The sequence below is a fragment of the Chitinophagales bacterium genome, from assembly GCA_019694975.1.
In the GTDB taxonomy this organism is placed as follows: domain Bacteria; phylum Bacteroidota; class Bacteroidia; order Chitinophagales; family UBA10324; genus JACCZZ01.
Map to the genome: position 1 here is coordinate 529702 of JAIBAY010000001.1, position 13461 is coordinate 543162.

A 13461-nucleotide genomic window follows, 5' to 3' on the forward strand; every position below is an offset into this window, starting at 1 on the left:
TTTGTGCCTCTATTCAAATTCAGTGCAAGTTGAAAGTTTTGTGCTCCGAAATCGCCAACTTCTTGTAGCTGTAAACCGTTGTAAGGCATTAACGATGCCGCCCTTAAAAGTCCTGTTGCTTTGATCCAATCTCTTTTGCTCTTGCTCATTTTGCTATTTTTTTGCCATTTTATTTACGTATATAAAATTAATCCGATTAAAATTTTTGAGGGGGCAAGTGCCGATTTCTCAGTTGAATGTGTTGGATAGAACTGCAGCCAATGGTTTGCCTCTACCTGTAAGATAGATTTTCAGCATCAAACTTCATTCGGAGAGTTGAACTTTCAGTTTTCGCAAATGCGTCTGCGAACTATGTATCCCACCTTTAGGGTAAGTGCCGCTATGTTGTGTTTTTATTCTTTGGTTTCAATTGCCCTTTGTGAGCTGTCTGATTGCTACCAAGTGTCCAAATAAAACTGTCGGGACAACAATTGCAGGTAATAGATTGAATGGAAAATATAAAATAGCAACGTTCGGCTGGTCAAATGCTAACATCTGGAATGGTGATGGAAATGCAAATATCGCCGTAATAACCACGTTTAGCAGAAGCAACAGGCAAATGATATTCCATAGCAACAAGAGCTTTTTGTTTTGGCCGGTTGTCCGAAAAACCAAATAGCCAACAATAGGCGCAGTAATACCGGAAAACAAGTCAAAGTTTGTCCCCTCAAATGTCATAAACACAGATACAAGGCCTTGATGAAAAAGCGAAGCCAAAACAAATTCTACCGGTATGCGAATGCTGTGGAAATATGTCAGCGTTTGTAAGTTAATATTGTCTATAAACCTTCTGCCTTTTGATGTCATAAAAGTGCATGCAATAGACGCCAAAGCCGGGAAAATTCCAAACAACATCAGTCTTGGCGGCATGGCTTGTGTGTCCTGGTAAATTCTACTAAGCGCAATCACAGATTGTATAATTGTCCACCCGATTGCCACAAGCAAGAAAGCTTTTGATCCGGATGCAATGTAGAACCAAATAATTGTCCCGATTACTGTTAATCCGAATGAAAGGGAGATGTATACCTGCACATTTTCCATTATTGTTTAGATGTCATTTTAAAATGCCAAATCATAAGCCGGAGCCTTTCGATGGCAGTTATTGTGAAGCGCTACACAGTCGGCAACTCCAGACCGCTACAACTCTTTGCAGAACTCAAATGGAAGGAAGACTTGTGCCCGTCAATTCCATCACCAAAGCCCTTCAATTTTTATCAAGCCTTTTTCGATAGCATAGTCTGCAACGCAGGTATAAAGTTAATCTCCAGCCCGGAATACCAACCCGAGCTTCAACAGGTCTTTGACGAATATAAACTACCTTTTGTTCAATCCTGTCTGTTGCAATCAATTCAGTTCAATGATTATCCTGCAGCAAGCACTGTGGGATATATATTTCCTGTTCACAGGTCTATTCATTTATACAAGTGCAACAAAAATATAGCAACACAGATTGCCGCTCAATTCTCCCAGCATATGAGGCTCTCATACTACTTGCGCTAGTTGCGGGTTAGAGAGGCAGAAAGCAGACGTGTTAGAATACAAGACAGCAGCAGCCACCAGGGCCACACGATGATTAAAAAAAAAAGATGATTCAAAAAAACACCTTCTCTCCAATTATTTTTATACCGTTTCCGATTTCAATCTTTTTCCCAATTTCTGTTGCCGGAATGTAACAATTAACCGTCAGGTAATAGTGATGGCCGTATTCATCAAGAGTTGACCATTGAGGAAGAGTATAAGCACGTCGTCTTGAAAATATTTTTGGGAAGCCATGTAACACTTCGCCGGTTTCCGGATTACGTGTCGGGACAACACACCTTGCACGGGGGCTCATGCCAATCATCGTAACATCGCCAACTTTAAATTCGATTCCCTTTCCTTCTCCGGAGAATAAATGATCTTCCCAAAAAGCAGGCACATCCTCGATTTCTATCGTTGCCCTGAAGCGCTTCCTGGTTTCCGATAAATCCATATTATCAAACCATGATGAAACTTCTTTTAAACTTGAACTGGAAAGTACTGTAACACCGCTTATATCAGGGATGTCCATAAAACGACCCTGTTTATTCTGTAGAAATAAAGTCTTTACACCAAAATAGTCTGACAAGAAGGATTGTATAGCTAATTTTTCTTTTTGCAGGTGGAAATCTCTCCAACTTTTTTCAGATATAGAACGAAACGAAATAATTTCCTTTTCAAAATCAACCATAGATCGTAATGCATGAACCAGGTGATTTGATTTTCCAATAATAAAATTTCCTGCATCATCGCTCATTGCATATTCTCTGTCATGCAAAAGACAGCCGCCATCAGAAATGACTGCATTTTGCAGTTCCATCCCATCCAGCGATTTAACCGGATAGATTGTTATTCTACTCAAATAAGGTTCAATCTTCATCCGTGGTTAAAAAGTAATTTAAGCTTGAAGCACAACTAATCTATGTCCTGCCAAATCAGAACAAACTTTGGCAAAGTTTTCCGCCGTTATTGGTCTTAGCGGGGGCTTGAGCGAGGCACCGACCAACAAACTGTGTCGCTTCAAATAAAGCAACTATGGCTGAAAAAGCCGGATGCTGACGCAAGGTACTGTCTTCCCCTGCTCCAGGCTATTCATAGACTTGCGCCGGTTGTGTTGTTCGTCTTTTATTTCAAATACTCTTCAATGAAAATTTTTTTCTGCTTCATCATTATTTCCCAAGAATCAGGTTTACTCATTAATTCACGCAAGTTTTTCGGAATGATTTGCCAGCGAAGTCCGTATTTGTCAATGCACCATCCGCATTGCGATTCAGTTCCTTCTTGTGTAAAGTAGTCCCAAAAGTGGTCGATTTCCTTTTGGTCATCGCAGTTAATCATAAATGAAATGGCATCATTTAGCGGGTGATGTTCACTTTCGGTGCTCATCAGCGAATATTTCTGTCCGAATATTTCCACTTCGCACATTTCTGTATTGCCGCTTGGTGTTTGTCCAAGCGGAATAATGTGTCCTGATTGAATTTTATTGTCAAATACTTTTTTGTAATACGCAATGACATTTGAAAGTTGTCCTCTGTCTGCGGTCAACCAAATGCAAGGCACAATTTTGTTGTTGCTCATTTTTTTAGTTTTTCAGTTGTCTGTTTGCCGCGCTGTTTGTTACAACAACCGCCAACGAAGAAAAGATTACAGATTAAACAAGTACAAAAAAAAGGGATCAGAAGCACGACAGTTCGTTTACCTACATGGTTTATTAGTAGCTCAACTGTTTGATTACCGAACAACGCCCTTCCTTTTTCTTTTCTTTAATCATACAATTATCAGCCGTTTTGCTGTTGAGAAAATGATTATCCCCTTTAAGTCCGCATTAAAGATTGTTAGATGTATTATTATACACATTAATTGTTCGCTGAATCTATTAGCGGGCTGATTTTTTCTATTTCATAACTGAGGGGTTTGCAGTAAAAAATTCATTGGGTATATTACCTTCAGCTTCCACTATTCTGCTTGTGGTTTCATCTACAATCCATGCACCATAATTAATACCGGTACAGGCATCAAGGGTATATCTATGGCCTTTTTCGGCCTGGAAGGTCAGGCAGATTATCTTATAGGTTAATGTAGTTCCATTCATGACAACACCCGCCATCATGTCAACCTGTAAACAGATATCCGTTTTACCCGGGAGCACAGCAACACATTTATTATTTTTGATTGTTATTATTCGAACCTTGGTTTTTAACGAGTCCTGAATATAGGTTTTAAAATGGCCGCCAAATTTTATTGAATTCATTCCTTCTGGACAATAATCAATTCCCTTACATATTATCGCAACTTCAGCAGGCGATTTTTTTTCTCCTTCGTATAATTTGGTTGCTTTTATCTCAGCTTGATTGTTTTGGCAATAAATATTGTTACACAAAAAGCAGAAAACAATGCAGGGAAAAAAATTTTTCATAAATGTTATTTTAATTTCATTAAACTATTTAATTGATGCAGGGTATTCAATTAATTGTCTATTCATAAATACAAAATCATAAGTATTAAACTTAATGATAACTTTTTCATCCGGCTTGGCTTCATTGACTGAATTTATAATCATGAACCTACCCTGATCTACTGAATATTTGCTGTGTCCTTCTGCAATTAACTTCTGATCAGGATATCCTAAAAACTTTTGCATAAAATCATACAGATCATCAATTGACATTCCAACGGCTATTTTGCTTGTCCGACTATCAACAATTGAAAGACTATCCAATGTATTATTTGCCTGCAATGCATATTTCCCGTTTGGATTATCGGCAATATATTTTTTAAGAATGGTAGTCCTGAAATCTCCATAAGCCAAGGGCGAACAGAGTGCAAGAGGAAAGGGCCAAAACACGAAGGAAATATCTGCTATGGTCTTATTCTTATCGCTAAAACTGAAATTTACCCCGATCAGGTCACTATAATATAAGATAGTATCTTTAAAATTTAAAGATGGTAAATTGGCTTCTGCAAAAGATTCATCAATGTTGATTCCATTTATTTTAAGAGTGCCGGTAAATGTTTTTTTAGGACCTTTTGCTGGCTTTTGATAAAAGATAAATAATTCCAGGCGCTCAGGAATAGAATAACCATTAGAATGCGATGCAGGATATCTTGCCACCCGAATTCCTTCATCCGTATATGTGAAACCGATGTGTCGGGAGTTATTTTTCGTATTGCTATAAAAGAAGCCATCCCAGTATTCTCCGGGAGAATTAATGCGATCTTGAATTTCATTTAATTTTGGATCAACACTTAACTCAACGCCATTTATTAAACAATGTCCGTTGGACAATTCAATATTTATTTGAGAAAATAATAAAAACGGAATCAAGAGAAATAAAAATCCAAAAAGAAATATTTTTTTCATTTGCATATAGTTTTTGTTTTTTTCATTCTGGTATTATCACTACAGTTCATTCGGAGCGTTAAAATGGCTGATAGCACCTGTATAATCGCACCCCCATCCTCCCAACCTCTTGCTTTTCCACACTACCGCTACCCGGATATGCGAAGTAACAGACAACCGGAAGTTTCACTTTTTGTCATAACAGTTTGTAACCGGCCATTTGCGCCTCGCAGATCTTCTTCCTCAAGATATACATAAATAACAATTACATGCTATTTTTTTATCATGAATGTGCTGCCGTTTCTGCTAATTGCCATACAATGGATGACGTTGGTCTAAGCAATGGCTTGAGAGAGGAATAGACCAAGAATGCACCAATCAACTGTTCCCGGTAACCGGGAAGCCTCATGCAAAGCAGCAGCAACCCACCGATCGGCAGCCAAGGCAAAGGAATGCAACCCAATTCCGCCACCGCAACCCTTCCCCAACCCGAAAAAAGGCGGGGTGTCACTTAAAATTGAACTTATTCTTCCCCGTTCAGATTTTTTTTCGAAATTTGCGCCCTTAACTTTTACAAAACCAATTAATAGTTAGTCAGTTATAAATCAAATTACTCCATGAGAAAAGCGGATTTGATAACAAAGATTTCAGATAAAACCGGTATCGCCAAAGTTGATGTATTGGTAACACTGGAGTCTTTTTTCAAGGAAATAAAAGAATCGCTGAAGCAGGGCGAAAATATCTATGTGCGTGGCTTCGGAAGCTTTATTGTCAAGAAACGCAGGCAGAAAATAGGGCGCAACATCAAGAAAAACGAAGCCATTATCATCCCGGAACATTTTATTCCCGCCTTCAAGCCTGCAAAAACCTTCATGGATAAGGTGAAAAGTGCTGTTCCTGCGAAAAAATAGGATGTTTTGAGAATTCAACAAATTATTCTGCTGTTAACAGGTGCCGCTCTGGTAGCGGTGCTCTACGTTTTTGGCATTACCAAAGCGCCAAAGAAACCGGAAGCAGCGATGCCGGGCGCCATGGAAGCTATGGCCAGTTCCGGCAGTTCTACCATTGATTTCCAGTCTATCCTCGATAAAGCCATGACCACCTTGCCGGAAAAGCTGCGTGATTCCGTAGCCATGGCCGCCCTGAGCCTGGAAAAAGTGCGCGGTGAGACAGAAAAGGTAAAAGCGCTGCAAAGTCTGGGCGACGACTGGACCAAAACCGGGAACATCATTGTTGCCGGCAGATACTATGCAGACGCTGCTGCCATTAATAACGATATCAAACTCTGGGAAGCGGCTGCCGACCGGTTTTTCATGGGTTTCCCCACGGCAGCAGATTCACTTGTGAGGATGTATGCCGTGCAGGAAGCCATCCGGTGCTACGACCAGTTACGCAAGCTGGATTCTTCCAACATGACCTATCCCGTACGCGAGGCCATCTGTTATGTTGACGGACAGGGTCAGATTATGCAAGGGGTAACTTTGCTGAAAGCCGTTGAGAAGAAGGATCCCGACAACAAAGACATGAACCTTATATTGGGCCGGCTATCCGTTGTTTCCGGTCAATACGATAAGGCCGTTGCCCGCCTGGAGCACCTTGTTAAGACCGATCCGGGTAATGCCGAAGCCTATTTTCACCTGGCAGAGGCTTATCGCGCCCTGGGCAGAAAGGAAGATGCCATTAAAGCACTGGAAACGTGCAAGTCGCTGGTAAAAGATGACGACTTTCGCGCTCAGATAGATTCATATATTAACCAAATAAAAAATTAATAAACAATGCCATCAGGTAAGAAAAGAAAAAGACATAAAATGGCTACCCACAAGCGGAAAAAACGCTTGCGCAAAAACCGTCATAAGAAGAAGTCACGATAGATTTCTTTGCTGCAGTTTTTTGCGGGAAGAGTATCTGCCGTTTGCCGGCTTTTCAGGATTCAAACCACCACTGCAATAACCGGATTATCAGTACATCATTCCCGGCAACTCTTCCATCAAGACTTTCCCGGCATGCCATACCATTCAGACAGTGCTACAGCCCGTGTGCAGCATATCCAGCTGCATGAACAGGTGCAGCGCCGGCATACCCGGAATTTTTTAACCGCCGTAATCACACTGCCTTCTGTCAGCCGTCACCAAATCCCGTGATGAATGGATAGCGACCAGTTTCAGCCATGATCGCTTTTCGCGTCAACTGCGCAGTTGTATTGCACCCGTTTGCCTGTCGTGCTGCTGACTGCACAGACAAGGTTATGCTGATTTCTTTTTGATATGCTGCATGGCACATTTCCCGCAAGGGAATCACCTTTAATTGTGGTGTCGTGAACAGGGAATTAATTATTGACTCCGGAGCAAACGGAGTAGAGATTGCGTTGCTGGAGGATAAGGTACTGGTGGAGCTTCACCAGGAGAAACTGAACCAGAATATCGCAATAGGCGATGTTATTCTCGCCAAGGTCGGTAAGATATTGCCCGGCCTGAATGCCGCCTTTGTGGATATAGGGCAACCGAAAAATGGCTTCCTCCATTATTCTGACCTTGGCCCGCAAATCAGGTCTGCACAGAAATTTACCAGGCTGGCACAGGAAGGCGCAATGCCTCCCGACCTGAATGATTTTAAACTGGAACCGGAAACGCAGAAAACCGGCAAGATCGCCAACACCATTTCGAAAAGAGTTCCGTTGCTGGTTCAGATTACCAAAGAACCCATTTCCACGAAAGGCCACCGGTTGTCATGCGACATTTCATTGCCGGGCCGTTTTATCGTGCTGATCCCATTCATAAATACCATCAGTATTTCCAAAAAGATTAACTCGCCTGAAGAAAGAAAGCGGCTGAGCCGGCTGATGGAAAGTATACGGCCTAAAAATTTTGGCGTGATTGTACGCACGCTGGCCGAAGGCAAATCGGTGCAGGAACTGCATGAAGACATGACGCACCTCACGGAAAAGTGGAAACAGCTCACCTCCGAACTGAAAGGTGCGGAGGCACCAAAGAAAGTGATGAGTGAGATGAGCAAGACCTCCACCCTGCTGCGTGATATGCTCAATCCTTCTTTCAACCGCATCATGGTGAATTCGAAAGAGATGTTCCAGGAAATAAGGAACTATATCGGCCGCATCGCACCGGAAAAAGAGAACATCGTGCAGCTCTATTCAGGCCGTACACCCATCTTTGATCAGTATGATATTACCAAGCAGATTAAAGTCGCTTTCGGAAAAACCGTTAACCTGAAAAGCGGTGCCTACCTGGTGATTGAACATACGGAAGCACTGCACGTGATTGATGTGAACAGCGGTCATAAGATGGCCGGTGATGACACACAGGAAGCCAATGCCATGACGGTCAACATGGAAGCAGCGGAAGAAATTGCCCGTCAACTGCGGCTGCGCGATATCGGCGGCATCATTGTAATTGATTTCATTGATGTGAGAAGCCCGGAAAACAAGAGGTTGCTGAATAAGAAGATGACTGATATGATGAAGCTGGATAAGGCACGTCATACCATTCTACCACTGAGCCGCTTCGGCATTCTGCAGATAACCCGTCAGCGGGTGAAGCCACAGGTCACCATCGTAACCGATGAAGACTGCCCGGCATGCGGCGGTACCGGCAAAATCGGGCCTTCCATTTTGGTGATGGACGATATTCAGAAAAACATCGACCACCTGATCACCAAAAACAGTCAGCGCAAAATCACCTTGCTGGTACATCCTTACCTGGAAGCGTTTATCCGGCAGGGATTGCCTTCTATCAGGATGAAATGGTTTTTCAAATACCGGCAATGGATCCATCTCGACTCCAGTGATAATATCAGCATCATGGAGTATCACTTTTATGACAGGCAGGGCGAAGAGATCCTGACGAGCTGAGCGATGGCACCATAGCTGACTTTCGATTATGTTTCAGCGATACGCTTTTTGTAAAAGAATCAGCAGCATTGCCGGATAATCCTTGATAAATCATCGATGGAAATTTTGTTAAACAATGGAAGGTATTCAATGACCAACCTGCTTTTCCATTCCGGCAACTATACTGATCTTCAAATTTCAGGTGCCGGCAACATCAATATTTAAAACCTCAAAATATATTCCGTGAAGAGTATATGGACTGATTAGCGGCAAGCCTTCACTTTCATGGCTGCCTGTATTTTCAACAGGCAGGCAGTAGTTTCTGCAGACAGATGGTTGCAGGATATTCGCGGCAATATGTATCTTGTTGGAGTTAATATACCTGCGCATTGATTACCGAAAGGTTACATCAGCGGGAATCAGCGCTTCAACACTTCCGGAAAACACAGATGTACTGCTATCATAAAATTTTTGCTCTACTTTATTTCACGGCCATCCTGTCATCGGGTTGCACTTATGAAGTTGCGGTACCTGAATCGGCCGGCAACAACATCATTGTTGTAGTGATAGACGGACCGCGTTATACGGAAACGTGGGGCGAATTAACCCAGCAACACATTCCTTATCAGGCCGGCATCTTAAAACCAAGGGGCGCATTCTTCACTCATTTTATAAATGACAGCATCACTTACACCACTGCCGGCCATGATCAGCTGTTAACCGGCGTAAAGGAATCAATAGAAAATACAGGATTGCAGTTGCCGGGCTTCCCTTCCTTTTTTCAATATTGGCTGAAACAAACAGGCGCATCAAAAAACGATGCATGGATCATCACTTCCAAAGACAAACTGGAAGTACTGGCGGACTGTAACGATGACGCCTTTCATCAGCAATACAACCCATCAACCGATTGCGGCGTAGCGGGACTTACAACTGGCTATCGCGAAGATACCATTACACTGAATCATACGCTGCAGTTAATGAAGCAGTATCATCCGCGACTCGTACTGATAGAGTTTAGAGAACCGGACTACAGTGCGCATAAGAATGACTGGGAAGGTTATATCAGCGGCATTCAGCAAACAGACGGATACATAAAAGTGATTGATGAGTTTCTGCAGTCTGATTCATTTTATAGTGGCACCACCGATCTCATCATTACCAATGATCACGGGCGGCACAGTGAAGGATGGAAAAATGGATTCATCAGCCATGGTGACAGCTGCGAAGGATGCCGTCATATTTCATTGCTGGCAGCCGGCCCTCATTTTAATGCTCAACAGGTAGTAACCGACACCTTCAATCTCTGTGACCTCAACGCTACAATCAACTATCTGCTTGCAATCAATAATCCATACAGCCAGGGAGAGGTCATGCATATTGCGCTGAAAAAATAACAGGCGGCTCATGCGGCCAATAACGATCGTTTACTCTTGAATCCAGGATGTCCTGCCGCCGCGGATATACAATGATGATTCCTATTCTATCTCTTGCAATGGCGCAGTATGCAGACTTATCAATTAATTAAGATTCATAGCGTGTTGTGCTACAGACAACTTCATAAAGCGGTTTGATCTTCATCATTTTCCCGGATGACGAAAGTCATGATCCTCCACAATCAGGCGAGCTACTTTTGTATTGACTTTCCTCTCAACATTCATCAAAAATTTTATTCCATGAAAACAAAAATTGTAGTATTCATCTTCAGCATGCTGATAGCGGCAGGTGCTTCTGCGCAGTGGACCATTGATTCGCTGAGCAATACGGGGTTGTATCCTTACAGCGCAGCAACAACAGGCAAAGCAGTTTTCACCAATGGCGGTACCTGGGACATCTTCGATGCAACCAGCAACATACACACAACAGGTCTTTTGTCATTTTCGCGGCCACAGATAAGAGTGGTCAGCTATGGGGAAAAAGTGTACCTCGGTGGCGGCAAATACGGTTCTTTCGCCGATCCGCAATATTCCAAAAATGTTGATGTGTATAACGCTTCGACAGACAGCTGGACCACACTCTACCTGACAAAAAACCGCGAAGTGGGCGGTGCCGGTGCTGCCGGAAATAAAGTTGTATTCGCGGGTGGAACCGGCAGAACTGATATTGGCGGACCTGTATACATGTATGCTACAGCCGATATTTTTGATGCAACAAGCGGTGCCAGAACAACAGGCAAACTTTCCAAAGCACGCACGAATATTTCGGTTGGCGCTGCCGGAAACAAAATAGTTTTTGCCGGTGGCTGGTTTTGGGATATGAGCTACAATGTCATACCCTCCAATGCAGCAGACATTTATGATGCTTCAACCGGTACATGGACGAAGGCCACACTCTCAATCAAACGGGAAAATATGGCCGTCGCTGTTGTAGGCAGCAAAATAATTTTTGCCGGCGGTTCCGGCACTACCGGCAATGTAAAAAATGTGGATATATATGATGTCGCTTCCGATGTATGGACCACTTCTATGTTGCCCACGGCCAGGTACGCCATGAAATCTGCCGTGATTGGTTCCAATGCATATTTTGGCGGTGGTTACTTTGATCCGGTGGAAAATGAAATAGATATATGCAACACTGCGGCAGATAGCTGGAGCACAATCTACATGCCTGTTGCACTATCCGCTTTTTCGATGAGTGTGATTAATGACAAGCTGTATTGTGCCGGAGGCTATATATCGGCTACAACCACCTATTCCAATCTCGTACAAGTGTATGATCCGGCAACTTCTACCTGGACCACCGATTATCTCTCCATTGGAAGAAGCAACCTGGCTGCACTCGTTTGCGGTAATAAGGGTTACTTTGCCGGAGGAACAATTGCTTACGGTTATCCAGCTTCACCCACCACCAAACGGGTTGACATACTTGGAACGCTGAGTCCAGTAGCTGCTTTCAGTGCCAGTATAACCAACATCACTGCCGGTCAGACGGTGGATTTCACCGATCTGAGCACCAATTCACCTTCTTATTGGTCATGGACTTTTACCGGCGGAACACCTGCGGCATCCAACCTGCAAAATCCATCTGTTGTCTATAATACTGCAGGCACCTATGATGTGACGCTGACCGCAGGCAATGCTGTAGGAGCAGGCAGCATCACGAAGTCAGGTTTTATCACAGTGAATCCTGCGCCTTGCTTAGTTCCGGACGGATTACTTACAACAAATGTCACCACTACGTCTGCCACCTTCAACTGGAATGCCATGAACGGGGCGATTAAATATAAAGTGAGTTATAAGGTCTCCGGAAATAACCCGTGGCTTACTACCACTGCTAACACTAACTCATTTACATTGAATGGTCTGGCACCCAATACCAACTATTACTGGAAGGTGAAAACCATCTGCAGCAATTCACCCAATGTAAGCTCTGATTTCTCAGCCAGCATAGGATTTAAAACTAACCCTGCGAAGCTGACGGAATCAGCGATGCAGACCGGTATAAAAATTTATCCAAACCCGGTTGATGATCAGTTGCATATTTCTTTCAGCAATGACGCTGCATTCCCGCTTATCTGCATGATCTATGATGTTTATGGCAGAATGCTGCTATCAGTCATGATCACGGAACCGATGCAAACGATTGATGTGAAGGAGCTGACTTCCGGTAACTACTTCATATCCGCAGTTGCCCGCGATAACCAAAGGTGGAGTTCGAAATTTATGAAGTAATAATTGTAGCATTTTAGTTTGAGAAAAACGGCAGTGAACCTGCCGTTTTTTTTGAAGAAGGCACAGTAAATACAACATCAAAACCAGTCGTTGGATGGTTACCGGTTAACGGATTCCGAATTTCACGAATCAAAAATGAAAGCACATTGCTGACACTTTCGCAAGATTTAGTTATACGCCTCTGCAGTTTGATACCAATTCAACGCGACGCATAACAACTGTCTGCCCGGCTGTAGCTGAAGCAGAACGATCACCTGTAGATAGATTCATCCTCTTATGGTCAGCATCATAAAGCGTGAAAAGCCACTTCCATGAAAAGTTGAAGCAGGCGGTTAATGGTTCAGCATTTACTGCTATTTTACCATCCATTTCCCTGTTGAATTAACGCTTTTTTTTCGATGAAACGTAAATTCATACTACTGGTTTTCACGACTTGTTTCATCTCCTTCAGCCTGCGTGCGGGAGACCGGCAGAATGTCTTTTTTCTTTCCGACAGTCTTTTCCATGAGATCACACTTTTTAATAACGGATATGCTGAGATAGTCAATATCTGGAAATACAAACGTGACAGCGCCGGCATGCCGCCGGCAGCGTATGCGGGTCCGGCTGTTGATGATACAGGCTGGGAGCTGGTTAATTCAACATTACCTGCTGACAGCTTACCCGCATCAGGATGGCACGGCGGCGGCTGGTTCCGCTTACACCTGGTAGTTGATTCAGCCCTACTCAATAAAGCACTTGCAGTGACAGTGCTGCATCATGGTGCGTCAGAGCTTTACATCAACGGTAAATTATTATACAGTCATGGTCATATCGGTACTTCAGCTGCCGATGAAGTGGGCTATTTCGCCCTGACGCAGGCTCCTGGCAGCGTAGTCTTCCACAAAACAGATCAGCTTGTTGCTATTCATTATACCGGTTACAATGTCTTACACAACAAGCCGCCTAACCTCGATGAATTGGGCTTTAAGCTGGCAATCGGAGATCCTGACATTGTAAACAAAACCATCATCAGTAACCAACGTTTCTTCAAGGTGATTGAGGCGCTG

The 13461-nt window shown here is 43.2% G+C and carries 11 protein-coding genes; 6 read left to right on the top strand and 5 right to left on the bottom strand.

Translation table 11 applies throughout. From position 1 onward, the window contains the following. Window positions 1–405: 405 nt before the first annotated feature. From K1X61_02035 to K1X61_02055, 5 genes are all read right to left on the bottom strand, one after another. Complete coding sequence (locus K1X61_02035) at window positions 406–1080, bottom strand: hypothetical protein (GenBank protein ID MBX7107405.1); 675 nt, start codon at window positions 1078–1080, stop codon at window positions 406–408. A 550-nt stretch (window positions 1081–1630) separates the two neighbouring features. Next, window positions 1631–2437, bottom strand: coding sequence for an MOSC N-terminal beta barrel domain-containing protein (locus K1X61_02040; protein ID MBX7107406.1), 807 nt, complete (start codon window positions 2435–2437; stop codon window positions 1631–1633). Window positions 2438–2682: 245 nt separating this feature from the next. Continuing rightward, window positions 2683–3135 carry a VOC family protein gene (locus K1X61_02045; GenBank protein MBX7107407.1) on the bottom strand — a complete coding sequence of 151 codons (453 nt, stop codon included), beginning with the start codon at window positions 3133–3135 and terminating at the stop codon, window positions 2683–2685. A 316-nt stretch (window positions 3136–3451) separates the two neighbouring features. Beyond that, entirely contained in the window at window positions 3452–3973 is a 522-nt protein-coding gene (locus K1X61_02050) for a hypothetical protein (protein ID MBX7107408.1), read from the bottom strand. 24 nt (window positions 3974–3997) lie between these two features. Further along, on the bottom strand, window positions 3998–4918 hold the full coding sequence (locus tag K1X61_02055; GenBank protein MBX7107409.1) for a hypothetical protein: 921 nt from the start codon (window positions 4916–4918) through the stop codon (window positions 3998–4000). Window positions 4919–5514: 596 nt separating this feature from the next. Here K1X61_02055 and K1X61_02060 point away from each other — a divergent pair. From K1X61_02060 to K1X61_02085, 6 genes are all read left to right on the top strand, one after another. Continuing rightward, window positions 5515–5808, top strand: a complete 294-nt coding sequence (locus K1X61_02060; protein MBX7107410.1) for an integration host factor subunit beta — start codon at window positions 5515–5517, stop codon at window positions 5806–5808. 6 nt (window positions 5809–5814) lie between these two features. Beyond that, complete coding sequence (locus tag K1X61_02065) at window positions 5815–6666, top strand: tetratricopeptide repeat protein (protein ID MBX7107411.1); 852 nt, start codon at window positions 5815–5817, stop codon at window positions 6664–6666. 545 nt (window positions 6667–7211) lie between these two features. Next, the gene (locus K1X61_02070; protein ID MBX7107412.1) at window positions 7212–8762 is read left to right on the top strand and encodes an Rne/Rng family ribonuclease; all 1551 of its coding nucleotides are present in this window, start codon (window positions 7212–7214) and stop codon (window positions 8760–8762) included. Window positions 8763–8858: 96 nt separating this feature from the next. Then, entirely contained in the window at window positions 8859–8966 is a 108-nt protein-coding gene (locus K1X61_02075) for a hypothetical protein (protein MBX7107413.1), read from the top strand. A 224-nt stretch (window positions 8967–9190) separates the two neighbouring features. After that, complete coding sequence (locus K1X61_02080) at window positions 9191–10138, top strand: hypothetical protein (GenBank protein ID MBX7107414.1); 948 nt, start codon at window positions 9191–9193, stop codon at window positions 10136–10138. Between the two features lie 279 nt (window positions 10139–10417). After that, window positions 10418–12412, top strand: coding sequence for a fibronectin type III domain-containing protein (locus tag K1X61_02085; protein MBX7107415.1), 1995 nt, complete (start codon window positions 10418–10420; stop codon window positions 12410–12412). Window positions 12413–13461 lie beyond the last annotated feature (1049 nt).

Coding starts and splice junctions, on each gene's coding strand:
- K1X61_02035 (MBX7107405.1), bottom strand. CDS start 1,080: ATGGAAAATGTGCAGGTATACATCTCCCTTTCATTCGGATTAACAGTA.
- K1X61_02040 (MBX7107406.1), bottom strand. CDS start 2,437: ATGAAGATTGAACCTTATTTGAGTAGAATAACAATCTATCCGGTTAAA.
- K1X61_02045 (MBX7107407.1), bottom strand. CDS start 3,135: ATGAGCAACAACAAAATTGTGCCTTGCATTTGGTTGACCGCAGACAGA.
- K1X61_02050 (MBX7107408.1), bottom strand. CDS start 3,973: ATGAAAAATTTTTTTCCCTGCATTGTTTTCTGCTTTTTGTGTAACAAT.
- K1X61_02055 (MBX7107409.1), bottom strand. CDS start 4,918: ATGAAAAAAATATTTCTTTTTGGATTTTTATTTCTCTTGATTCCGTTT.
- K1X61_02060 (MBX7107410.1), top strand. CDS start 5,515: ATGAGAAAAGCGGATTTGATAACAAAGATTTCAGATAAAACCGGTATC.
- K1X61_02075 (MBX7107413.1), top strand. CDS start 8,859: ATGGAAATTTTGTTAAACAATGGAAGGTATTCAATGACCAACCTGCTT.
- K1X61_02080 (MBX7107414.1), top strand. CDS start 9,191: ATGTACTGCTATCATAAAATTTTTGCTCTACTTTATTTCACGGCCATC.
- K1X61_02085 (MBX7107415.1), top strand. CDS start 10,418: ATGAAAACAAAAATTGTAGTATTCATCTTCAGCATGCTGATAGCGGCA.